The 23,225-nt window shown below is 60.4% G+C and carries 19 protein-coding genes and 3 tRNA genes; 14 read left to right on the plus strand and 8 right to left on the minus strand.

Features of this window, described 5'->3' with window-relative positions:
- Positions 1 to 277: 277 nt before the first annotated feature.
- Positions 278 to 350, minus strand: a tRNA-Asn gene (locus I6I72_RS11060).
- A gap of 498 nt (positions 351 to 848) precedes the next feature.
- Here I6I72_RS11060 and I6I72_RS11065 point away from each other — a divergent pair.
- A tRNA-Ile gene (locus I6I72_RS11065) sits at positions 849 to 922 on the plus strand.
- A gap of 478 nt (positions 923 to 1,400) precedes the next feature.
- On the plus strand, positions 1,401 to 1,766 hold the full coding sequence (locus I6I72_RS11070) for a hypothetical protein (protein WP_236592625.1): 366 nt from the start codon (positions 1,401 to 1,403) through the stop codon (positions 1,764 to 1,766).
- A gap of 110 nt (positions 1,767 to 1,876) precedes the next feature.
- Here the strand turns inward: I6I72_RS11070 and I6I72_RS11075 are convergent, their stop codons facing one another.
- The 6 genes from I6I72_RS11075 to I6I72_RS13860 all read right to left on the minus strand — a co-directional run bounded on the left by I6I72_RS11075 (position 1,877) and on the right by I6I72_RS13860 (position 10,205).
- A complete protein-coding gene (locus I6I72_RS11075) occupies positions 1,877 to 3,007 on the minus strand; it encodes a DUF3322 domain-containing protein (RefSeq protein ID WP_236592626.1) in 1,131 nt (376 codons plus the stop codon).
- Positions 3,000 to 6,398, minus strand: coding sequence for an ATP-binding protein (locus I6I72_RS11080; RefSeq protein ID WP_049152374.1), 3,399 nt, complete (start codon positions 6,396 to 6,398; stop codon positions 3,000 to 3,002). Before I6I72_RS11080 ends, I6I72_RS11075 begins: the two co-directional genes overlap by 8 nt.
- A gap of 20 nt (positions 6,399 to 6,418) precedes the next feature.
- A complete protein-coding gene (locus tag I6I72_RS11085) occupies positions 6,419 to 7,057 on the minus strand; it encodes a DUF4194 domain-containing protein (RefSeq protein ID WP_049062893.1) in 639 nt (212 codons plus the stop codon).
- Positions 7,054 to 8,526: a DUF3375 domain-containing protein gene (locus tag I6I72_RS11090; RefSeq protein WP_049147694.1), complete on the minus strand. Its 1,473-nt coding sequence runs from the start codon at positions 8,524 to 8,526 to the stop codon at positions 7,054 to 7,056. Before I6I72_RS11090 ends, I6I72_RS11085 begins: the two co-directional genes overlap by 4 nt.
- 345 nt (positions 8,527 to 8,871) lie before the next feature.
- Entirely contained in the window at positions 8,872 to 9,591 is a 720-nt protein-coding gene (locus I6I72_RS13855; RefSeq protein ID WP_253687849.1) for an AAA family ATPase, read from the minus strand.
- A gap of 98 nt (positions 9,592 to 9,689) precedes the next feature.
- Positions 9,690 to 10,205: an AAA family ATPase gene (locus I6I72_RS13860; RefSeq protein ID WP_253687851.1), complete on the minus strand. Its 516-nt coding sequence runs from the start codon at positions 10,203 to 10,205 to the stop codon at positions 9,690 to 9,692.
- Positions 10,206 to 10,358: 153 nt separating this feature from the next.
- Here I6I72_RS13860 and I6I72_RS11100 point away from each other — a divergent pair, with 153 nt between their 5' ends.
- From I6I72_RS11100 to I6I72_RS13765, 5 genes are all read left to right on the plus strand, one after another.
- Positions 10,359 to 10,763 (plus strand): hypothetical protein, encoded by a 405-nt coding sequence (locus I6I72_RS11100; protein ID WP_236592627.1) that lies wholly within the window; start codon positions 10,359 to 10,361, stop codon positions 10,761 to 10,763.
- A 241-nt stretch (positions 10,764 to 11,004) separates the two neighbouring features.
- Positions 11,005 to 11,078: transfer RNA gene (locus tag I6I72_RS11105), tRNA-Ile, on the plus strand.
- A 152-nt stretch (positions 11,079 to 11,230) separates the two neighbouring features.
- Positions 11,231 to 11,680: a Panacea domain-containing protein gene (locus tag I6I72_RS11110; protein ID WP_049062888.1), complete on the plus strand. Its 450-nt coding sequence runs from the start codon at positions 11,231 to 11,233 to the stop codon at positions 11,678 to 11,680.
- Positions 11,681 to 11,754: 74 nt separating this feature from the next.
- Complete coding sequence (locus I6I72_RS11115) at positions 11,755 to 12,111, plus strand: hypothetical protein (protein WP_049062887.1); 357 nt, start codon at positions 11,755 to 11,757, stop codon at positions 12,109 to 12,111.
- Between the two features lie 101 nt (positions 12,112 to 12,212).
- A complete protein-coding gene (locus tag I6I72_RS13765; protein WP_223197443.1) occupies positions 12,213 to 13,091 on the plus strand; it encodes a trimeric intracellular cation channel family protein in 879 nt (292 codons plus the stop codon).
- A 45-nt stretch (positions 13,092 to 13,136) separates the two neighbouring features.
- Here I6I72_RS13765 and I6I72_RS11125 read toward each other — a convergent pair whose 3' ends face one another.
- On the minus strand, positions 13,137 to 14,498 hold the full coding sequence (locus I6I72_RS11125) for a lipase family protein (protein ID WP_049062883.1): 1,362 nt from the start codon (positions 14,496 to 14,498) through the stop codon (positions 13,137 to 13,139).
- Positions 14,499 to 14,718: 220 nt separating this feature from the next.
- Between I6I72_RS11125 and I6I72_RS11130 the strand changes: the two genes are divergently transcribed.
- The 7 genes from I6I72_RS11130 to I6I72_RS11160 all read left to right on the plus strand — a co-directional run bounded on the left by I6I72_RS11130 (position 14,719) and on the right by I6I72_RS11160 (position 23,221).
- Entirely contained in the window at positions 14,719 to 15,654 is a 936-nt protein-coding gene (locus tag I6I72_RS11130; protein ID WP_005528508.1) for a sugar-binding transcriptional regulator, read from the plus strand.
- A 104-nt stretch (positions 15,655 to 15,758) separates the two neighbouring features.
- On the plus strand, positions 15,759 to 16,508 hold the full coding sequence (gene deoD, locus I6I72_RS11135; RefSeq protein WP_049062880.1) for a purine-nucleoside phosphorylase: 750 nt from the start codon (positions 15,759 to 15,761) through the stop codon (positions 16,506 to 16,508).
- 20 nt (positions 16,509 to 16,528) lie between these two features.
- Complete coding sequence (locus I6I72_RS11140) at positions 16,529 to 17,950, plus strand: MFS transporter (protein WP_005528510.1); 1,422 nt, start codon at positions 16,529 to 16,531, stop codon at positions 17,948 to 17,950.
- A 10-nt stretch (positions 17,951 to 17,960) separates the two neighbouring features.
- Positions 17,961 to 18,608 carry a deoxyribose-phosphate aldolase gene (deoC, locus tag I6I72_RS11145; protein ID WP_034656786.1) on the plus strand — a complete coding sequence of 216 codons (648 nt, stop codon included), beginning with the start codon at positions 17,961 to 17,963 and terminating at the stop codon, positions 18,606 to 18,608.
- Positions 18,609 to 18,635: 27 nt separating this feature from the next.
- The gene (locus tag I6I72_RS11150) at positions 18,636 to 20,213 is read left to right on the plus strand and encodes a phospho-sugar mutase (RefSeq protein ID WP_049147688.1); all 1,578 of its coding nucleotides are present in this window, start codon (positions 18,636 to 18,638) and stop codon (positions 20,211 to 20,213) included.
- 158 nt (positions 20,214 to 20,371) lie between these two features.
- Positions 20,372 to 21,475: a trimeric intracellular cation channel family protein gene (locus tag I6I72_RS11155; protein WP_049147686.1), complete on the plus strand. Its 1,104-nt coding sequence runs from the start codon at positions 20,372 to 20,374 to the stop codon at positions 21,473 to 21,475.
- A 66-nt stretch (positions 21,476 to 21,541) separates the two neighbouring features.
- Complete coding sequence (locus I6I72_RS11160; protein ID WP_049147684.1) at positions 21,542 to 23,221, plus strand: mechanosensitive ion channel domain-containing protein; 1,680 nt, start codon at positions 21,542 to 21,544, stop codon at positions 23,219 to 23,221.
- The last annotated feature ends 4 nt before the right edge of the window (positions 23,222 to 23,225 follow it).

Here is a 23,225-nt window from a genome sequence, read left to right on the forward strand (position 1 = left end):
AAAATGAGGGCACGGAGTAAACATAACCCGCTCCGATTAGGGGACTGCGTAATGAATCCTCGGAGCCTTTCGGTGGAACTACTTAGAACGTAATGGGGCTGAGGAGGCTGCCGGACATCTTGGGCATACAAGCCCCGCGATCGCCGGCCGGCACTACATAATGCGCGCCAACAAGACCGGCGACCACAACGATAACCTCGAGCCCCTAAAGCCGTCAGTCTGAACTAACGGTACAAAATGAAGAAAGAACCGCCTGAAATCAGGCGGTTCCTGTCTGCTCCTCCAACTGGGCTCGAACCAGTGACCCTTCGATTAACAGTCGAATGCTCTGCCAACTGAGCTATGGAGGAATAATGTGTGCGGAAAGCTGTTGGAAGTGCTCTCTGCGACGTGAAGTAACTATATCTACCTTTGTAGGTTGTTACAAATCGCCAGCTCGTGCCGGGTTTTGGCTCGGAGGTGTCGGTACAATTTCAAGGCTTGAAAAGGGGCGAATTTCAGTTGCTTTAACGCTAAAACCGGTAAAGTGTTGCCGTGGTCGAGTTGGGTTCCTAACCTACCTACGTGCAGTTTTGAAACCGAGTCCCTTGTGGAAGAAGCGGCTAACAGGAAGAACTTAGCACTTTTTATGCGTCTTGTTTTGCCTTAGGGAGAAGACGAGGTGACGAGCGCGCGGAACTGTTAGGTGCTTTGTGCCACTGGGTTATTTTGTTATTTCGGTTGAAACAATGCCTTAAGACGAGGGGATTCAATTCTGAGTTTTTATAACGGGCAGGCAGTTTAAGGGGCGTTTGTGGGTGTCTTAAGCCGTGCATGTATTCTATTAGCGCACCGTCGGGTGTAAATAGGGGGCTATAGCTCAGTCGGTTAGAGCCGCGGACTCATAATCCGCTGGTCCCGGGTTCGAGCCCCGGTGGCCCCACTCTTAGGCATTCTCATCACAAAGTGCCAGCGCACAGGGTGAACCTTTGTTATTTGAAGAAGCCTTGCTTCTTCTCTCTCGGAGGTTCTCCCAAAGTCTCGCTCTCTTGGTTTGCTGGTTACTACTCTGGGCGCTGCTGCACTACTCGTAGGTTGCAGTGGGGAGGCTCCGATTCTCAACCTACGTGAGCGTCAAGTTGTTTGTGTGTGGGGTTTGGTTTTTAGAGGTATTTATTGAAGCGGTCGGGGTATGCCACAGCCATTTGGTTGATTGAAGTGCCCCGAGTTTTGTTCCTAGGCATTTGCCTTGATTTCTATTATTTTCTGTGGCGGGATCTGCTTCAAAAGGTCAAGTCCGCGTCCGTGGTTCGGGCGCTTGCCCGCATCAATATTTTTGTTTTCGTCCCACGCCGCACCCCTGCGGGCGCTGGTAGCATCTGTTTACATACCGCAACCAGCAGCTACGGGACGCCTATTCTATGGACGGCGATGTTACTGCGCTGCTTGTATGCGCCGGGTTAGTGCTTGTCATGGTGCTCTACTGGGCCTACTACATTAGGTGCGTGCGGAGGCAACCCAAGTCGGAAGAGCGGTACGACGATGTCGACTTGGTAGGCGCAGAAAGTGATGGCGTCCTTTTCATTTATCCTTACTGCTCGCTCAATATGGGCGCTGGCGGTGCCATGGGGCTGGTCGCAAGTGCCAACCCTCGCGAGTTTGTCTACACGGTGCTGAAGGTTCCGCTCGTGGCAGCTTTCGTTATCGGAGTCATTGGATTTACAAGCGCGTGTCGGGGTTCCGCTTTCGTGGCCTTTTGTTCCGCGTTGGGCCGTCGATATCCGTAAAGCAAAACGTGCCCGAAGGCGTGAGCGCAGACAAGCCAGAAAAAGAGAAAAGGAAGAATAGCTACTGCAGGAAGAGGCCATTTTGTGCAGCGTTCACGGGGGTGGCAGCGTCACGCTGCTGCGAGCGTTGCATGAATCACCGCATTCACATGAGCAAATGGAATCCGCTCCTGCTCAATGTGCAGCCGGCCCGCAGTGAAGAGAAGGCGGTAGGCGCGCTGCTCTTCGGTGGTGAGGTGGGTAAGGGTGGCGGAGCCGTCGCCGGGGTCGGGGACGGCTAGGTGCTGGAATTCGGTGACGGTGGTGGTGTCCATGAGTAGTGACGTCGTCTGGGGAAAGTGGGCTCGCACGGCGTTGAGGATGGCAAAGCCGGCGGCATCGAGGTCGCCCCAGTAGGTGATGTCGGCTTGGTGCAGCCAGCACAATGCGTGGAGTTGGCGGGCGGCGGTGCCGGAGCCGAGGAGGGCGATGGTGGGAGGGGAGGCGTCGGAAAGCGTGGGCAAGGCCAGGAAGGTTTGTTTGTTTTCGACGATGAGGACGCGGGGCGGGGTACCCGGGAAGAGTGTGGCGGCGTCGGCGAGGGGGATTTCGATATCGGAAAATGCTGGGGTGTGGTTGAGATAGCGCAGGCGCACGCGGGTGTCGTTGCGGCGCAGACCCAAGTCCGTGATGCCGAAGGGCGAGAGGAGTGTCAGGAGCAGGCGACGGTGGGTGCCTATCCATTTGCCGTCCACACCTTCGACTGGCACGGCGCGCTCCCACTCGCCGGACTGGGGGTTGGCGCGCAGCCAGGTCAGGCACGGCCCCAGGCAACGCAGGTCGTACGGGCTTAAGCCTTTCCACTGGTTGTAGGAGCGGTGGACGGTGTGGGTGAAGTCGGGTGAGTCCGGGAAGATGGCGGCAATGTTCGCCGCGCGCTGCCGGGCGGTGGAATACTCGCGTTCCAAGCCCGCAGCTGTGGCAATGCGTTCAGCGCCGTTGATTGTGATGCGGGTCGGGACGTTATTGGTGCCCAGACCCGCGCGCGACCAATTGCGGGAGGCGTAGATGATTTCCTCCTGGTGCGGCCAGCGCTGCCAGGCGCGGATGAAGTCTTGGGTGGTACCAATATCGCGGGCGGCGGCCGTGGCTGTCGGCGGGTGCAGGGGCCACGCCAGGTGCAGCGCATCCGGTTCGGACAGTGCTTCGGCAAAGTGATTGCGCAGGTACTTCGCCGCATGCACCTGCAGGTCTTTAGGCATCCGCATCGGCGGGCTCCTCGGGGCGGGGCTGTTCGGGCGCGGGGGTGGCGAGCGTGGAGGCATCGATAAGCGAATAGCCCGTGCGCGCCTGCGGGCGGCCGTTGATGATCGGCTCGTCGTAATTGACCACGATGGTGCCATCCACGTAGGGCGAGAGCGTCTGGATGAGCTTGAAAGGCGTGGCCAGAATCATGTGGAAACCAAAGGACGCAAAGACGGACATGGCCGTGCGTGTGAAAGTGGGATCGGCGCGGTCAAAGGCCTCATCCAAGATGATGGAGCCATAGGTGGGCACATCCTGGTCTGGCTCCGCCAGGCGGAAGCGCAGGGCCGCAGCCAGGCAGAAGAAGACGAGCTTTTGTGCTTGGCCGCCAGAGAGCGAAGCGGAATCCTGGTAGGTATTGGCCGTCGTGCCATCCGGGTAGAGCTCGCGGCCGATGAAGCTGACGTGGCGGCGGGTATCCAAAACCACGTTGCGCCAGCGGCTATCCTCCGGGTGGCTGGAGCCCAGGCGGCTCAAGATCTTGTCAAGGGCGTGGTAGCGCTGCAGGGCGGCTTCGTGTTCATCCTCGCTGATTTCGGCCAGGCTGTGGGAGGTGGCGGCATCCAGGTCCCGTTGGAAGTCGTGGACCACCTGGCCGCGGGCGTCCTTGACATCAATGCGCAGGGTGCGCTCACCGTTGAAGGGCGAGCGTTCGAGGGACTTATTGATAAACTCCATGCGCGTTTCAATATCGCTGCGCGCATAGCGCAGGGAGGAAGCCAAGTGGGAGAGGTTCTGGACTGTCGTGCCGTTGAGCAACTCCAGGAAGCGAGCACGGAAATCCGCCAAGCGGTCGGCCCGGAGGTACTTCAGCTTCTCAATGCCTTCGCCGGCGAAGCTGGCCTGCGGTTCCAGGTCGGCGGCTTCTGACGGCCACTGGGACAGATAGGCGTGGAGGACGGAGACGATCGTGCCGTTGGCCTCCTCGATGCGGCGCGCGGCTGCGCGGGCAGCGTCCTGTAGGTCAGCCTGGACTTCATCGCGCCGGGCGTCGATGTTATCGATAGTGAGCGTGCGTTTGCCCTTGTGCAAGGCCTCCTCGACGGCTTTCGCGATGTCCCTATCCGCGATCTCCGGCACGGTGCCGATGGCGCGGCGGCGCTCGGTGGAACGCTTCAGCTCGCCTTCGACGTCGCCGAGGTGCTTCTGTGCCTGGGTAAGCCGGGCGCGAGCCGCATCCAGTTTTTCCTTCGCGTGCTGATGGGTGGTTGCCAAAGCCTGGGCCTCTGGGGAGGATGCCAGGGCATCGTATTGTGCTTGAAGGTCTTGCTTGCGGGCCTTCGCGGAGGCGGTGTCAATGTCTTGGAACTGCGTGTCCAGCACCTGCTGGGCTTTATCGCGCTGGGTGCGCAGGATGTCCATCTTCCGGTTGAGGTCGTGGACTTGCCTAGCCGTGGCGCTGGCGGTGGCTTTGGCCTGCGCTAGCTGCGAACGCAGCAGCTCAATTTTGGCAGTGTTGGTGGAACCTACCCGGTACCACGCTGTGCCGGAAAAGCGCGAGCGGTCATCCTTGATGAAACGCGTGGAGCCGTCCTTGTCCTTGGGGCGGCTTTCCAGGCCATCGCGGGTAACGGCCGGAGTTGTGGTGACCTTGTCCAGTTCCGTAACCGACTCCACGCATTCATAGTTGAAGCGGCGGGAAATGTGCTGGCGTACCCACGCCGTCATGGGGTGATCCTGGAATTCCAGCTTGTGAATGAGCTGCCGTGGGCTGCGCGCGGAGGCGGGCGCTGACGTGAACTCCGGGATGGTGCGGTATTCCAGGCGGGTGCCCACGTTGCGGGAATTGACCCACTGGTTAATAGCTTTCCGTGCTTCCTCCGGGACGAGGAGCGTGGCGGCGAAGCCGTGCAGCAGCTTTTGGATGACCGGTTCCCAGTCCGCCTGCTGCGGGCTGATGTCGATGAGTTCGCCGGCGAAGGGAAGCTCGGATTCGGCATAGCCGGTATCGCGGGCGAGTTGGGAACGCAGCTCCACTAAAGCCTTGTCGATGTTGGTGCGCCGCGAACTAAAAGAGCGCAATTCGCTGTCCAGCCGCGCGCACGCGGTGGCTGCGTCGCGGGCGGCCACGCCGGCTTCTTGCTGCTGGTTCGTCAGATCGGCGGAGTCGATCTCAAAGTCGGAGAGGCGCAGCTGGGCGTTGGCCTGCAGCTCGGCGAAACCTTGCGGGCTGAGCTCATAGTGCTCGGTCCACTGGCCCGCGGCAGCAGCAAGACGCTGGAATTCTTTTAAGCGGTGTTCAATCTCCTTGTCCGCTGTCTCCATCTTGGCGCACAGGGCATCGAGCTCGCCGGCGCTGAGCTGAGAGACGGCCATCGCGGCGCGGCGCTCCGCATCATCGAGGTGCGCAACATCGGCCTCAAGGGATGCCACTTCCGACTGGGCCTCTACCTCTTGGGCACCCAGCGCGCGGATTAAAGAGTCCAGTTCCTCTGCCACCATGCGGGCGCGCACGGCAGGCAGCGCCTCGCTCATGGCCTCCGCCTTGTGCTTATCTGCCTCCGCGGTGGCGCGCTGAGCATGCAGCTGGGGCAGGGGAGCGAGCGTATCAATCTGGGCCTTGACGTCCTCCACCCGCAGGTACGCTTGGCGCAGATCCTCAAATTGTTCCACGGCTTCCTCCGCCCTAGAAAAGGTCGAGGGCCGGTCCAGCATGTAGTCCCGGAAGAGCTGATCCAGGCTGGACAGCGACTTCGCGGACTGCGTGCGGTGGAGCAACAGCTGGCCCTCCACGTTCTTGATGCCAAGGCGTTTGCGGAAACGATCCGCAAACGTGGCATACGTCGGCGTAAAGGACGCGCCGGGACCCTTATACAGGGCTTTGATCTTGCGGGTGTCCAGGCTACGGGATAGCAAAGGGCTGAGCTTATCGACGTCCTCATCACCCGGCACCAGCCCATACAACTTCTTGATCTGGCCTACTGCGTTCTCACCACCGTTGAGGCGGAAGATAGCAATGAGCGTGTGTTGCTTGCCCGCTCCGTTGTCATAGGTCAGGGCGACCACCGAGTTGGTGGCGCCCTCCCGCAGGTACTCCGGGGCGATTTCACCGGTCTGCGCGTTTTCTTGCTGCCGCCATGCGCCGCGCACGTAGGAAACCAGGCTGCGTCCATTGTGCCGGCCGAGGTCCTGCTGCGAAGCCGCGTTGAACTTCAGGTGGCTTTGTGGAACCAAGACCGCCGACATCGCATCCAACAGCGTGGACTTGCCGGAGCCCGAACCTCCGGTGATAAGGAAACCTTTGCGCGCCACCGGGATGGAAAAGTAGCCGTGGAAGGTACCCCAGTTAATCAGCTGAATGCGGCTGATGCGGAACTGGCCGGGGTACACGCTGGTGTTGCTAGTCATCGGAAGCTTCCTCCTTCTCCTCATCTACCTTGCTCTTCCTCGGCCTGTGCCAGGCGGGCGTATTCGTCACGGATGGCGGTGACGGTGGAGGCGTCGAAAAGCTGGCGGAGCACCGGCGAGACCTCCAAGCGCCCTTCGGTCTCGGTAGCGCTCAGCAGTGAGTAGTCGTTCTGAATACGCTTGATGGCGGCGTTGAAGCGGCGGTTGAAACCGGCTTCATCGCGGTTGTCCACCGCGCGGACGTAACCGATTCCCTCCCGAAGGTCCTCCACATCCACGATGACCCGCTCGCCGGGCAGCGCAAGCCCCAGCTCTTGGCGCAGGTTCAGAAGGATGGCGGTGTCGATGTGCTTGAGCTTGTCCGTGCGCAGCACCTGCGGGATGGTCAAGGTTTCTTCTTCCACCATCCGAGTAAACGCGAAGCCCTCGGTTTCGTCCACGACGAGTTCTAGGAATACGTCATGCAGCCGGGCGCGGAGGTTCTCCTCATCCGAGATGATGGCGGCCCACAGCACCGGTTCCTTCTGTGCGCGAATGAGCGGCCCCTGCAAGAGCTGTACTAATGCGCGCCGCGAGTGGTAGGTCAGCGAGCCTTTATCGTGCTCCCACAGCGGTGGTTCGTGGGCGGAATCGACGCGGGGAGTGTGTGCGGCCGTCACTGTAGCTCCTTAACGGTTGTGTGATCGAAATACAGAGTAGGGATATGGGCGGAGCGCACCGTGCCGTCTTCCTCGGTCCATGTGACCTTCTCGCGCGATTGACGCAGCACGGGCACCGGGTGTTGGTCTGCGATGTGCACCAACCCCACCACGCTGGCAAGGCCCTGGGTAGGGGGATGGGCTTGCAGCACCTGGCCAACCGTGCAGGGGCCGGACTGGGCGACTGTCGCGCGTATCGCCTCGTGTAATTCCTCGAAATCAATCTCCGATTCGCGCACCAGCTCATATAAGGCTAGCGGGTCTTCTGCCTCCGGCTGGTATGCCACCGGTGTTTCTTCCACGACTTCGCGGCCTGGGTTGGCCAGGCGGATACGGGAGACCGAATGAATCGACATACCGATGCGCTGCAGCGGTGTCTCCATCCGGTGAAAGGCTTTGAGCTCGGAGTACTGTGCGGCATCGATAGCCATGCCGCGGGCCTCCCGCAGTAGTTCAATCATGCGCCGGTCCTCCGCGAACTGCTCGGAGGAGACATAGTTGCGCAGGCTGCGTGCCAGCCCCGTCATGGTCTGGTTGACCTCGAAGCTGGTTTCTTCCATATCGCGGAAGAGCCTGCGCAGCTGCTGCCGCCTGTCCGGGGCCAGCGCCTGCCCGGCCTCGCTGTCGAGAACCTCCGTGATCCACTGGTCCAACCAGGCGCTGCGCTCCCTATCCATTAAGAGGGAATAGAAGCCGCGGAAACTGCGCCCGGCGTCTGACTCCGCGATGTGGTCCACGCCGTTGAAGATCTCCTCGAGCACCTCGCCCCGATAGCCCTCCGGATCCAAAAGCTGGCGGCGCAGCTGGTGGTTGAGGGCCTCGAGCTCGTGGCGCACCCGGGCGAAATCACTCGGCACAGCCATGGCCATGTTCAACACGTCCTGGACGCGCTCTTCTGCCTCCGCGGCGGTGAGCCTTTCGAACTGCCCGATGCGGGCTTTTTCAATCTCACGGTCGATGCGGGCGCGCTCTTCCTCCAAGCTGGCTACGCGGCTAGCAATGTCCTCGTTCGTATCCCTCGCTAGCCTTTGCAGCGCGGAGCTGATCGATTCCACACGTGACGCCGTTACCGTGGTCACCGGCGCTTCCCAGCGCTCAATGGCTTCGAGCGCGGACAGGGCTTCCTCGCTGGGTTCGAGCGTTTCGCCGTGGGAGCTCTTTCCGGATTTTCGGATGAGCCACCCGGCCTTGACCCAATCATTGCAGTAATTCTGTGGAGTGCGGGGCATGGAAAACTCACTGGCCAGCACCTCGAAATCGGTGACCATGAGCTCATAGACCTCCGCCGCCGGGCGCGCCCTGGTACCGCGCGGGAAGTACTCCGCGATCAACGCCAAAATCACGGGCGCGTTGTCCGCGGCCAAGAGCCGGATCGCGGCGGAATCGCGCATCAAACGCCGTAGCGATAGGGCGCGTGCTTCAACAGACATGCCTTGATTCTGACAGGTGTGCCGGACATGCGCAGCGAAGACTGGCTCAAATATTCGAAGTCCTGCGGTAGGTGCTTGAGTTTTGGTTGCGCCGAGCTAATTGGAATGAATGAACCTACTTTGTAACAACGATTTTTTGGGGGCTCGGCTCTTGAATTAGAGCTGCTGAATTGTTTAGAATATAGGCACGACGAGCCGGTCACCGGAACGTTGTCGCCTGGAGCCGCGTAGGCTCCAGAGCTCTTTCTAGGGGCCTTGGACCTAGGGAGTTCTCTTCGTGTCTAAGCACAGACGCTGAGAGCGCATCTACCCGTTGGCGGGAGTCGTCGCCAAGCGCCCGCTCTTTTATGCGCCGTCCGCGACGAGCTCCTTGAGGGCGTCGAGGGCCTCGCGGGAGGCGGTGCCGTAGCGCTCGCGCAGGAAGTGATGGGTGGCGTCGGGGTTGTCCAGTGACAAGTCTGTGCCGCTGAGGTTGTGCAGCTCCGATTCGCCGGCATCGGTCTTCTCCACGGACCAGAAGCTTTCTGGGCTAAGGCCCAGCTCGCCGGTGCGTTCGAGGGCGCTGAAGGCGTGGGAGGCAAAGATGAGCTGCGCGCCGTTGACGTTGATGCTGGGCTCGCTAAAGGCGTGGATGAGGAAGTCGAGCAGTGCTGGGCGCAGGGCGGAATCCAGCTCATCGGCAACTAGGATGCCGCCGCGGCGCAGGGTATCCAGCACTAGGGGAGCGGTGGCCATCCAGTTCTGGGTGCCGCCGGATTCGTCGGTCAGTTTTAGCTCGTAGAAGGAATCATTGGTTTTGTGCTCCACGATGATGGCGTGCAGCAGGGATTCGATTTCCGCATCGGAGTAGGCGCTGAACTCATTGGGGCGGTGGATGGTGCCGTTATTGCGGCTGAGTGCATCGATCACTGGGCGCATCTGGCGGAAGACGTGCTCCGGGATGTGGTCCTGGTTAAGCCGCACGGAGTGGATCCCGGCATCGGCCGCGCGCAGCAGCGCGGCAGCCTCATGTAGGTGCAGCTTGCCCGTGCGGATGAGGGCGGTGATGCGGGAGGCGGTGCTCATTGAGGCATTTCCGTGCGGCAGGTAGGCCACGTCGTGCACCAAGGCGCGGGCTAGTGGGGCGAGGATGGGGTGCTCATCGCGCAGGCCAGCGGAGAGGATCAGCTCGGTGTCTCCGACGGGCCGAGTTTGGCTACATCCCCCTTGCCCATAAAGGACTTAGTCCACTGCACTTCCTCACCGCGGGTGCGCACGAAGCAAGGGCTCCAGCGGGTTGAGGGCACGCGGCTGAGCCACTCGGCATGCACGCTGGTAAAGCTCCACTGGAAGCCGTAGAGATAGCGCACGCCATCGAGCTCGAATTCCAGCTCAAAAGTGCTGGGCAGGCGTTGCGTGCGGGGGTTGAGGCGGTAAGGGGCGTGGGGGAGTTGATTGGGTGGGGCGTCGGCAAGCCAGGCGGTGGCGGAGGATTCGATGGCAAGCAGCGCGAAGGCTAGGGCGTTGAGGACGCTGCTCTTTCCGGAGGCGGTGGGGCCGATGAGCACGGTGATGGGGTCGCTGACCTGCTCCCAGCCTTCCTTCGGGGCGGTGGAGTGCTGCCAGTGATGATAGACCGAAAGTGTTTGCGTGGCGCGGATGCTGCGGAAGTTGGACACGCTAAAGGAAAGGAGCCTCATGGTCGCGACACTACAGGCTCACAGATTCTTCATCAGATAAATCTGTCTTAGGTTCGGGCGCTGAGAATTCGTTCTCGCCCCATGCCTTAACCCAGCCGACGCTGGTAGCGTTTTATTACATACCGCAAAAGCAATCATGGGAGGCCACATCCTATGGACAGTCCTATTACTGATCTGCTCTTATACATCGGTTTAGTGTTGGTCATGGTGGCCTATTGGACCTTCTACATCCGGTACGTGCGGCGGATTCCAGGATCGGAAGAATGGTACGACTCAGCCGAACCGGAAGGCGCAGAAAGTGATGGCCTCCTCTTCATTTATCCTTTTGGCACGCTCTTGATGGGCGCTGGCGGTGCCTTGGGGTTGGTCGTAAGTATGGGCCTTCCCGAGCCTGTCGAAAAGGTGCTGGGTGCTCCGTTCATGGTGGCCATGCTCATCGCACTCATTGGGTTGACGGGCGCGTTCGGGATTCCGCTTCCATGGCCTTTTTGTTCCGCGTTGGGTTGTGGACATCCGCAAAGCAAAACGTGCTCGAAGGCGCGAGCGCAGGCAAGCTAGGAAAATGACAAAGAAAGAATAGCTCTGGCAGCTAAGCCAGCGTTTAAAGTCCTTGTGCAGTGGGTCTGCTGGGGTGTCCGTGGCTGAGGGTGGATTCACAGTTCATACCCCGAAAACTTGGGGCAGGCTGGGGCCTAAATTGCTGTTTGCCGGGCCTGCCGATTAATGTTGCTGGGAGCGGATTCGCTGTGCGCGAGAGTGCTGGCTCAGTGTTGGTGCGGAATGCAGGCAGGGAATACGCGGGGCTATAGCTCAGTCGGTTAGAGCTACGGACTCATAATCCGTTGGTCCCAGGTTCGAGCCCCGGTGGCCCCACAACGCAAAGCTTCTGTTGCTTACTCCTTTTACGCCGTCCTTTTGGTCTTAGGCTGTCCTTTTAGAGGGCGTTTTACGTCTTTTCGAACGTCGGGATGGTGTCATGTCTTGGGCCTGTTGTACGCTTGGTGGAAACTGGAAGGAGGGCAGACATGGAACAATTTAAGGCGCGGCAAATAGCCGAATGGTTTGTAGCGTGGGCTGATGAAAATGATGACGCTGAAATAACGCAGCTCAAGCTTCAAAAGCTTCTTTACTACGCCAAAGGGCTGCATATGCGCAATTCTGATGGCCTGCCGCTTTTTCCTGAACGCATGGAAGCATGGGCACATGGCCCAGTAGTCGTGGACGTCTACCATGACGTTAAACACTATGGAAAGCTTCCCATCGACCCCGATGAGTTCATCTCGGATGATTTCGACTGGGATGATTACCGCGATGTTGAGCGGGATTTGATTGAGGTGTGGGACAAATATGGCCCCTATTCCGCATGGGCATTGCGGAATAAAACCCACACTGAATCTCCTTGGAAAAAGAACTTCGTCGAGGGGAAACGAGGGCTGGAAATAACGGATGCCGATCTGAAGAACTATTTCTGCTAGCCGTGGGCAAGAAAAGTAAACGACGGGGGAGTAGGCCAACCAGAGAGGCGAGGAGCGCCCCAGAATCAAGCGTCGTGGAGGAGCTTCGCAGCTCTCGGGCTGCCTATCCGCTCCTGTCAACGCGGTTTCTTCAGAAGGGGTGGGGCTTCGAAGAACTAGATGATTCGATGCGCGCAGAGTTTCTGGAAAAGTGGCACAAGCGGTCAGTGCTTTCATGGAAAGAGCTGGCACAGCATCCCAAGCACGGACTCGGCTCAGAGTTTATTCCGGCAACCGCGATCATTCCTCGTATACCAAGGCAATTTAAGGACGTCGAAAAATTCCGGGTTTACCGCCACAAAGGGAATCTCCCTTTTGCCGGCTGGAAAGACGGGGAAGTGTTTTATGTCCTTTGGATTGAGAAAGCCTACAACGAGCTCTACGTGCATTAGCTCCTTTTCTTAAGCCTTAGTGGCCCACCAACCAGGCGGTCCGCCTAAAGCAAAAGCACCTTAATGCGAGAGATTGCTCAGCACCCGATACGATGACCACCATGAGCGTTGTCGAGATGGACCCATTGATCGAGTCGCTGTACTACTGGTCCGACATCATTGGTGTCCTCCTCATGGGCATGATTGGCGGAACGATGGCGCGGCAGCGCGGCTATGACATCGTGGGCTTCTTCTTCATCGCGATGTTCTCTTCCCTCGGCGGCGGCATGATCCGCGACGTGCTCATCAACCGCGGAACCGTTGCCGCGATGAGCCAGCCGGAGTACCTCTACCTGGCGTTTACTGGTGCCATTATTGCCCGCTTCGTCTACTTCAAGGGCAAAACGTGGGATTATGTGCAATCACATGGGGATGCGGTGGTCACGGCGCTGTGGGCGTCGACAGGCGCGCTCAAGGCCATTGCCTATGGCCTGCCGCTGATTCCCTGCATCATGATGGGCGTGTTCACGGCCACGGGCGGATCATTCTTGCTCCAGCTGTGCAGCCTCGTGCTTCAAGGCGTTGATGCCGGTTGGCAGGTTCTCCTTGTTGGAGTCGGTGTTGCCGCCGAGGAGATCGGAGAAGTCCGGGCGGTTGCCGCCGAGCAGGGAGCTGCCGAGCTGCAGGAGGGCAGCAGGGTCGGCAGAGGACAGCTGGTTCAGCGGGGTGTCCGCGGTGATACCGGAGTCGGTTTCGCCGTTGGTGGTAGCACCGGTGTTGGTGGTTGCGGCGCCGTCGGCAGCCGGGGCGGTTGCGGCGGTGTCGGTGGTGGTGGCGTCAGCAGCCGGGGTTCCGGCTGTGGTCTCAGCGGCGGTGGCGTTGGCGGCACCGGCGATTACAACTGCGGGAAGTGCGGCGGCAATGGTTGCGCGGCGCAGGGCGTTCATGGAACGCATAGGATAAATCCTTTCTATCGTTGCGGTCTTTCGGACCACGGGTGATGTTAGGAAGCGTTTCTGTGGTCGAGCTGGCTTCTAGCTGCCGTCTTATTGCAAAGCGGACTCGATTGCTTTCAGGGATTCCTTGATGTGCGGGATGGTGCCTGCCACATGCGAGCCGGCGTCGTTCGGGATGAAGGTGACGTCGCCGCCGCGCTCAGACCACTCTTTGGCCAGCTGCTCAGCAGTGGAGAAAGGAATCACATCGTCGCCGCGGCCGTGGGTGATGACCACCGGGATGGACGGAGCGTCGTAGCCAATGTGCTGGTCGGCCAGGATCTTGTCGTAAGGTGCCTCAGCGATGAACTCGTCGACGTTCTTGCCATCGATGCTGACGTCTTCAATCTTCTTGCCCGCGAAGCCGATCAGACCCAGGGTGCAGGTGTTGGCGGCATTTTCCAGAACGGTCTTGCCTTTCTCATTGAGGTGGGAGTAGAGGTCCTCGTCGTAGGAGTTACTAAGGCCCAGTAGAGCGAAGGACTCGAAGAGGAAGTAAAGCGTGCCGTCGAGAGCCGGCGGCAGCAAGGTCAGATCAGCGGGTGCGGCGCCGATGGTGGCGAGCTTGATGTTGAGCTCCGGAGCGTAGTCGTCGTAAAGCTCAGCGGCAGCTCCTGCGGCGCCCCCACCCTGCGAATAACCGTTGATGATGACCGGGTTATCGGCGTTGATATCCCAGCCTTCTAGCTGGCGGGCAGCGCGGGCGCTATCGAGCACGGCGTGTGCCTGCGAGACACGGTCCATGTAGGTATGCATGCCCGGGGTGCCCAGACCCTCGTAATCGGTGACCACGACTGCGTAGCCCTTCTTCAGGTACTGCTCAAAGAAGAACTGCTCGTAGTCACCCACGCCGTCGGCAATCTTGCGCGAAGGTGCGCAGCGGTCGGCCACACCCTGGGTGCCCGGTGCGAAGGCGATGAGCGGGCGCGGACCGTTGCCGGTCCACTCCGCCTTCGGCTCAATCACGATGCCGCTGACCGGAATCTTCTCACCCTTGCGGTTGGTGGAGGAGTATAGGATGCGCTGTGCCTTGTACGGGCCCACGTTGGTAATGTCCAGCGTGTTGGCGGGATTGCGCACGGCATCGGAGCGGAAGAGCTGGCCTGGCTCAGAGCCTTCGAGCTCGACTGGGTCGTGGTAGAAGGCCTTGTACTCGTCGCCGACCTTGTTTTCGGAGGGGGCTGCGGCGTCGGTGCTTGGCGCGGCGTCGTCAAGCTCCTTGGCGTCGGTTGCGATGTCGGAGGCCTCAGCCGGGCTCTCGTCAGCGACTGGATCTTCGAGGGCCTTTTCAATGAGGGCGCTTTCAGGCAGCTCGGTGTTCGGAGCATCGGCAGCGACGGCGGCGGGGCAGATGCTGAAGGTCAGGCAAGCAGAAGCAAGCAGTGGCAGGTAGGTGCGCAGTGATTTTTGCACGGCAACGTCCTTTCTAGAGATCGGAGGAGTCTTAGTGTTTGTCTGGCTACGCCGTTAGGGGGGCGGGGAGAGCGCTGCGCGGTGGAGCTGACACCGATTATTATTGGTTTAATTTTGCTAACTAACAATGGGGAAATGAATTTAATCCGTTTGTACAGGCCCGTATAGGGGTGTACGCCGTTAGCATTACGTTTCTGGGCGGGCGTGCTTGAATGGAATCATGATTGATGCGCGCGATAGTCAGGCCCTCGATGTGGCGAAGCTGTACTACAACTCGCACCTATCCCAAGCGGAGGTAGCGAAGTGTCTGGGTATTTCGCGCCCCACGGTCTCCAAGCTTTTGCAGCATGCGCACGACCAGGGCTTCGTGGTCATCAGTATCAACGATCCGCGCGAGCACTCCGATGAGCTGGTGCGTGAGCTAAAGGAGCGCTTCGCGCTTGCCGACGCCCGCGTGGTCACCACCCCACGCGGCGGCAACCTCATGCAGGACCTGGGTGCGGCCGGCGCCGCACTGCTAGAAGAGCTCGTCCACGACGGCTCCAGCGTCGGCGTGTCCTGGGGCCAGACCATGTCCGCCGTGGCGGAGCACCTGCGCCAGCTGCCACTCGAAGGGGTAAAGGTGGTGCAGCTAAAGGGCGGGCACTCGCACACGCAACGCTCCACCAAAGACTTCGCCACCCTCCAGGGCTTTGCTCGCGCGTTTAATGCGGAGACCTTTATGCTGCCGCTGCCTGTCATTTTCGATTCGGCCGAGACGAAACAATGGGTGGAAAAAGATCGCCACATTGCCCACATCGTGGAGATGGGCTCCCACGTCGACGTCGCGGTGTTCACGGTGGGCGCGGCCGCGCGCGAGTCTTTGGCGCTGAACCTGGGCTATCTCAGCGAGGAGGAAACGCAGCTTATCCTGGAGCGCGCGGTAGGCGATGTCTGCTCCCGTTTCTTTGATGCTGAAGGCTGCGTGGCCGTGCCCGAGGTGGACGCGCGAACGGTGGGCATTACTTTCGACGCCCTGGCGGCGCGGCCGACACGCGTCCTCGTTGCCGGCGGGTCGGAAAAGACCGACGCCATTCGGGTGGTACTCGAGAAAGGATTGGCCACGCATTTGGTCATCGATCACAACACGGCGCAGCGTGTTCTGACAGGAGTGTGAGCCGTAACATAATCGTGAACAAATGTAAATAGTGCCATTGACATTTGTGCTAGCTGCGGTAGGCTAATGCTTGAAAGTCATTATCATTCCGATAGGAGTTCACCGTGTCTGAAGCCGTACACGCAACCGAATTTTCCACCGAAATCGCCACCCCGCACATCAACCCCAAGGGTGCAGAAATCGCAGAGACCATCCTGCTGCCAGGTGACCCACTGCGTGCAAAGTTCATCGCCGATACCTTCTTGGAAGATGTCGTCCAGTTCAACGAGGTCCGCAATATTCTCGGATTCACTGGCACCTACCAGGGCCACCGCGTTTCCGTCATGGGCACTGGCATGGGCATGCCTTCCATCGGTATCTACTCCTGGGAGCTCATCCATAACTACGGCGTGAAGAACCTGATCCGCGTCGGCTCCATCGGTGCACTGCAGGAAAACATCAACCTGCACGATGTCATCGTCGCCTCCGCCGCTTCCACCGACTCCAACTTCCTGAGCCAGTACAACCTGCCGGGCCAGTACTCTCCGACGGCTTCGTGGAAGCTGCTCAAGGCACTCGTCGATGAAGCAGAAAAGCAGGATGCCCACATCCACGTCGGCAATATCTTGAGCTCCGATGTCTTCTACAACTTCGACCAGACCGTCAATGACCGCTGGGCACACATGGGCGTGCTCGGCGTCGAGATGGAATCCGCTGCGCTTTATGCCATCGCTGCTGAGGCCGGCGTGAACGCCCTCGGTCTGTTCACCGTCTCTGACAACATCGCTGCCGATACCCACCTTTCGGCCGAGGAACGCCAGACTGCATTCCACACCATGATGAAGCTCGCACTGCCGCTGGCAGGCCTGGACTAGGAAGGATGGCTTAAAAAGCCATGTCAAAAGCTACAAACGCTAAGCCGTCGGGCGTCGTAAAGCGCGGCGTCGATGCAGCCCTCAACCCCAAGGCAGCCGTGCCGGTGTTGCTATTCTGCTTCGTTTTCTCCCTCGTGGTGGATAATGGTTTTAAGACCATGACCATGCCGATTGCACAAGGCTTGGGCATTGATGACAACACTGCTTCGCTGCAGGCATCCCTTGCCGGCGTCATCATCGGCATCGGCGCCGTGGTCTACGCGGCGCTGGCGGACTCCGTGTCCATCCGCAAGCTCATGATCACCGGTGTGCTGTTCGTGGCGGTCGGCTCGGTTATTGGTTTCGTGGGCTCGGGCTCCTGGCCCATCGTGCTGGCCGCCCGCCTAATCCAGACCACCGGCCTGGCCGCTGCGGAAACCCTGTACGTCATCTACGTGACCAAGCACCTATCTGAAGCAGACCAAAAGACCTACCTCGGCTTTTCCACCGCCGCCTTCCAAGCCGGCCTGCTGATTGGCGCGCTGACCTCCGGCTTTATCTCCACCTACATCTCGTGGACCGCGATGTTCCTCGTGCCGCTCATCCTCGTGCTGTGCATCCCCGCCATCCACAAGATGGTGCCCGAGGACGAAGCCGTCGAGGCAAACCTGGACGCGCTCGGCCTCTTCCTGGTGGGACTCTTTGCCACCGCGCTGACCATGTTCATGCAGGCGTTCAACTGGATGTGGTTCATCCTGGCCGTCGTGGCAGTGATTGGATTTACTCTGCACATCCGCTCCGCTAAGGCGCCCGTGGTGCGCCCGGAGTTTTTCACCGACGGCCGCTACGTGTGGGCCATCACCCTGGTGTTCTTCATCTACTCCACGCAGCTGGGCTACATCTTCCTGCTGCCATTTGCGGCCAACGAGCTGCACGGCATGAGCATTGACCGCGCCAGCCTGCTGATGATTCCGGGCTACGTCTGTGCCATCTTGGTCGGTGTCTTCTCCGGCAAGATCGGCAAAGTCCTGAACTCCCGCCAGACCATCTACACCGCGCTGGTCATGATCGTCGGCTCCCTGGCCGTAGCTGCTCTCTTCGTGCAGGTGCACGTCGCTGTGCTGGCCGTGACCATCGTGACCTTCGCCTCTGGCTTCGCGCTGATGTATGCACCGCTGGTCAACACTGCGCTGCAAAACATCCCGGCCGCGAAGTCCGGCATTGCCATCGGCTTCTACAACCTGACCATCAACATCGCCATCCCGCTCGGTATCGCGTACACCGCAAAACTCATTGATGTAAGCGATGGCTTCAACCTCGCCCTCGGCGTACTGACCGCCGTTGGCGCATGTGGCGCCGTCCTCTACGTCGTGGCCGACCGCGTTATGGCCCGCAAGGAAGCGCGCGAGGCGCGATCGGCGTCTCGCGCGGATTCCGTCGACGCTTCCGAAACACTCGCTTAAAGGAGAAGAAATGTCATCCAACGTCGCATCTATGATCGACCACACCCTGCTCAAGCCGGAAGCCACCGCGCAGGACGTCGCCGCACTCATCGAGGAAGCACATCGCCTGGGCACCTACTCGGTGTGCATTTCCCCGTCCCAGCTGCCGGTCGAGGTTCCCGAGGGCCTACACGTGGCAACCGTCGTGGGCTTTCCCTCCGGCGCCGTCAAGCCGGAGATCAAGGCCGCCGAGGCAGGCCTTGCCGTGAACAACGGCGCCGAAGAAATCGACATGGTCATCAACATCGCGCTGGCCATTGAGGGCCGCTTCGACGCACTTGAGGAAGAGATCCGCACCGTGCGCAGTGCCTGCCAGGGCAAGGTCCTGAAGGTCATCATCGAGTCCGCCGCGCTTTCCGACGACGCGATTGTTGCCGCCTGCCGCGCCGCTGAGGCTGCCGGTGCTGACTTCGTCAAGACCTCCACCGGTTTCCACCCAGCCGGCGGCGCCAGCGTGCATGCGGTAAAGCTCATGGCAGATACCGTGGGCGGCCGTCTCGGCGTGAAGGCCTCCGGCGGCATCCGTACTGGCGCGGACGCGCAGGCGATGATCGACGCCGGGGCCACCCGCCTCGGCCTGTCTTCCTCCGCTACGGTGCTGGCGGACCTAGAAAACTAGTGGCTTAGAAGCTGAATCGAGGAAACAATGTCACTTGTCGAATACGCTCGCACATGGGCCGAACACGACCCAGACCCGTTAACCCGTGACGAGGTCTTGGGGTGGATCGAGGCTGGCAACGAAGCCGCGCTGTCCGCCGCCTTCGCAGGCCCGCTGGCCTTCGGCACCGCCGGCCTGCGCGCCGCCGTTGGGGCAGGCGAGTCCCGCATGAACCGTGCAGTGGTCATCCGTACCACCTATGGCTTGGTTTCGTGGCTAAAGCAGCAGGTTGAAAACCCAGTCGTGGTCATCGGCTGCGATGCCCGCTACGGCTCGGCCGATTTCTACCAGGATGCTGCGGAGGTCATCTCCGCTGCCGGCGGCCGTGCATTGGTGCTGCCGAAGCAGAACCCGACGCCGCTGACCGCTTATAGCGTGCGCGAGCTCGGCGCCGACGCCGGCATCATGGTCACCGCCTCGCATAATCCGCCGGCCGATAACGGCTACAAGGTTTACCTGGGCGGCCGCGTGGCCACCGGCGATGCCAACGGCGTGCAGCTTGTCTCCCCGGCGGACGCAGAGATCGCAGCGGCGATTGCTGCGGCGCCGCCTGCCGACGAGGTGCCGCGTTCCGCCGACAACATCGAGGAAGTCGATACCCGCGCGCAGTACCTCGAGCGCGCCGCGAAGCTGGTGGGGCAGTCCACCAGCGCCAAGATCGCTTTGACCGCCATGCACGGCGTGGGTGCAAAGCTAGGCACCACGCTGCTCGAGAAGGTCGGCTTCGAGGTTTCCCTCGTACCGGAACAGGCCGAGCCGGACCCGGATTTCCCAACCGTTTCCTTTCCCAACCCGGAAGAGCCCGGCGCTCTGGACCTGGGCAAGGCACACGCGGAAAAGATCGGCGCAGACATCCTCATCGCATACGATCCGGATGCTGACCGTTGTGCGGCCGCTATCCCGACGCACGGTGCGGAAGGCGGCGTCGTCTGGCGTCAGCTCACCGGTGACGAGACCGGCGCCCTGCTGGGTGACTACCTGGCGCGCCGGGGCGTGGGCGGAACGTTTGCAAACTCGCTCGTGTCCTCGCGCCTGCTGGGCCGCATTGCCGCGCACTACGGCCTGCCGCATGAGGAAACGCTCACTGGTTTTAAGTGGATCGCCCGCACCCATGACTTGAGCTTTGGCTACGAGGAAGCCATCGGCTTTTGCCCCGACCCGCAGGCCGTGCGCGACAAAGACGGCGTGGCCACCTCGGTGGTTCTGGCCAGCCTGGCCTCGGAGTGCAAGGATGCAGGCATCACCCTGCAGGACCGTCTCGCGGAGATTTACTCCACCGTGGGCCGCCTGGCCACCGCTCCGCTGACCTTCCGTGTGGAAGACCTTTCGCTGATTACCCGCGGCATGGAAAAGATCACCTCGACCCCACCGACTCAACTGGCGGGCTCGGAGATTGCAAAGGCAGAGAAGTTTGCCCAAGGCATGAAGCTCTACACCGTGGACGATGACCGCGTCATCGTGCGCCCGTCTGGCACCGAGCCGAAGCTCAAGTGCTACTTGGAGTCCCCGGATCCGGCCCGCCTGGATGCCATTGCAGAGGATCTGCGGGTCTTCTTCGATATGTAACTGCAAGTTCTTTACCCTAGGCCGCTGGCAGTATTGCCGGCGGTCTATTTGTCTTTATGGCGTTGCTCGGTGGGCTCATCGCCCGCGAGCGCGATGAGCCGGTGGAAAAGACTAGGGGCTTCCCCGCCGTAGGCCGCCTCTGCTCATAGACTGGAATCATGAATGTTGAAGTGGATCCGCTGATTGAGGCGCTGTACTACTGGTCCGACGTCAGCGGCGTGTTATTGATGGGGATCATCGGTGGCACGCTTGCGCGCCAGCGCGGCTATGACATTGTGGGCTTTTTCTTCATTGCGATGTTCTCCTCTTTGGGCGGCGGCATGATTCGCGACGTCCTCATCAATCGGGGGACGGTCGCTGCGATGTCGCAGCCGGAGTACCTTTACCTTGCGTTCGCAGGCGCGCTGATTGCACGATTCATCTACTTCAAAGGCAGAACCTGGGACTATATCCAATCTCACGGGGATGCCGTAGTCTCCGCACTGTGGGCGGCAACCGGAACAGTGAAAGCGCTGACCTACGGCCTGCCCCTTATTCCCTGCGTCATGATGGGTGTGTTCACCGCCACCGGCGGTTCCATGATTCGTGACATCTGTATGGGGCGCGAGCCTGCTGTCTTTGGGGACAATCAGCCCACCGTCATTCCCGCCGTGGCTTGTTCGGCCGTGGTGCTGGTTGCCAATTCGCTCGATAGCCTGGCGTGGGGCATGCTCGTTGGCCCAGTGGCATCCTTTGTCCTTACCATGCTGGGAATCTGGGCGGGATGGCGGGTCCCCGCGCGTCAAGAGTGGGCACCGCTTAATGACACCGCCGCGCAGGTCATGGTGCTCGCCCGTAAAGCTGAAGATAAAAGCCGGGCAGTGGGGCGTCGTCTAGAGCCCACAAAGCTGCGCGCGTGGCGGCACCAGCAGATGGAAAAAGCACTGCAGCGCAGGATTGAGAAACAGGTGCGGGCCGGCAGGCGCCGTACGGAGGCGGCCTCGGATGTCTCGGACTTTATGGAGGCATTTGCTGAAGACGTCGCTGAGATGCACCAGGATCCCACTCCGGATGCGGCCGAAAGTCATGGCTTCCTGGATGGAATTGGTGTGGATATCAGCGGCGATTCCTACGAAAATTATGACGAGGAAAGCCAGCAGTTAAGTCTTGATGGCAGTAAAGTGCAGCGAGATATACTCGACATGATTCTCGCCGACGAGAAACTGACAGATGAGCTGGTTGAAAGACTCGTTAAGCGCTATGAGGAACGGAATCAGGGCTGATTTCCCAGGACATTCCCAGCGTCGAGGCCGAGCTTTTTACGCGGTGGGCTAGCTACTGTGGAATACATGAACCTGATTAGCTACTTCTTCATTCGGTTGTGGCAGGTTGGCATCGACCACGTGTTGCCCCTTTTAGCATTGTTGCTGCTGGGCATGTTGGTCCCGCGTTTGGGCCGGCTCGCCATTCGCGTCCTCGAATCGAGGCTCGATGAAAGCGAAGAATCGACCAAAGCCAGATTGGCCTTGGGCGGCGCTCTGGTCTACGTGCTGCAAGCGGTGGCCTATTTTTTGTTGGTTTTGGCCGCTCTTTCCAACCTGGGTGTGCCTGCGCTGGGCGCTGCGATCCCTGCGACTGTGGTTTCCGCTGCCTTGGGCTTCGGTGCCCAGAAGATTATCGGTGATTTCCTAGCGGGCTTTTTCATCCTCTCCGAGAAACAATTCGGCGTGGGAGATTACGTCAGTTTCGACGGTGCTACCGGAGTCGAGGGCACAGTCGTTGCATTGACCCTGCGCACAACCAAGGTGCGTACCCCTACCGGCGAAGTGGTCATGGTGCCCAACGGTTCCGCTGGAGTAGTGACCAACTACTCGCAGGACTGGTCCCGTGCCGTCGTGGATTTGGCTGTGCCGCTCCACGAGGGTGAGACCTTGGAAGAAATAACCACCCGGGTCCGTTCCATTTCGGAACAAGCTATTCAAGACCCCACAATTGCGGACGACGTCGCCGGCGAGCTGGAAATCCTCTCCGCCACGGGCATCGTGGAACCCACCGTGGCAGGCCAACCATGGCAGGTCAAGTACCGCGTGCTGGTGCAGGTGAACCCCTCGCGGCAGTGGGCCGTTGAACGCGCTATTCGCTCGGCACTGCTGTCAGCTTTTTGGGATCACTACAATTTGCCAGCCGATGCCGCTGGGGCTGTCCCATTTCCTATGGATAGGATCACTGGCGCAGCCTCCCCAGACACTGATGCGCCTGGGGGTGCGAAGCCGTCTGCGCAGCAACCGGTGAGCGCAGAAGGCCCGGAGGAGTCTGCTGCCGCGGCAATGGCGGCGTCGGAAAGCGCTAGCAACAACGCCACGAAGTCTTTTAGCAATGCGGGCGATAGCGCGCATCTGGAAAGCGATGCGGTGGAATCCAAGGACCACGGGCCCGGCCGCCCCGCTACCGCCGATGCTGATTCAGATTTAGAAGACGCTGACGCACACACCAGCATCTGGCGGCAGGACGCTCCCTCGGGAAAGTTCCGCAGGCTATGGACCCTGGGTGGACGCGTACGTTCTTCAACCACCAGCCTCTTGGTGGGGCTCTTGGTTACCGGGTTGCTTCTCTTTGCGTCGTGGGACCCCGAAGATGCCGGTACAGGCTGGCTCAACCCCGCCTACTGGACGGAGCGTAAAGCGCCGGCCACCACCAGCGCCCCCGTCCCGACCGCGGAACCAGAGGTCTCGGCCACTGAAAACCCAGGCGCAGACAACGTAACGGAGGAATCTGCCGATGCTTACGCTCCATCCAGTGAGCCGAATGACGCGAATTCGGATGGAGCCGCGGCAGACGAGAATTCTGATGACTCGAAAAAGAATCGCGACGAGCGCCGCATGCGGGAGGACACCCTAGGCGGCCAAGAGAGCACGGCGCCGGCCGCCCCGACCCCGCAAGACACGGCTGGGGCTACGCCTGGCGACGACGCGGGAGCCACGGACACCCCGGCTGGGGAGGAAACGGAGCAGCCGAGCGTGGCTAACTAATTCT

It is taken from the genome of Corynebacterium striatum (assembly GCF_016728105.1).
In the GTDB taxonomy this organism is placed as follows: domain Bacteria; phylum Actinomycetota; class Actinomycetes; order Mycobacteriales; family Mycobacteriaceae; genus Corynebacterium; species Corynebacterium striatum.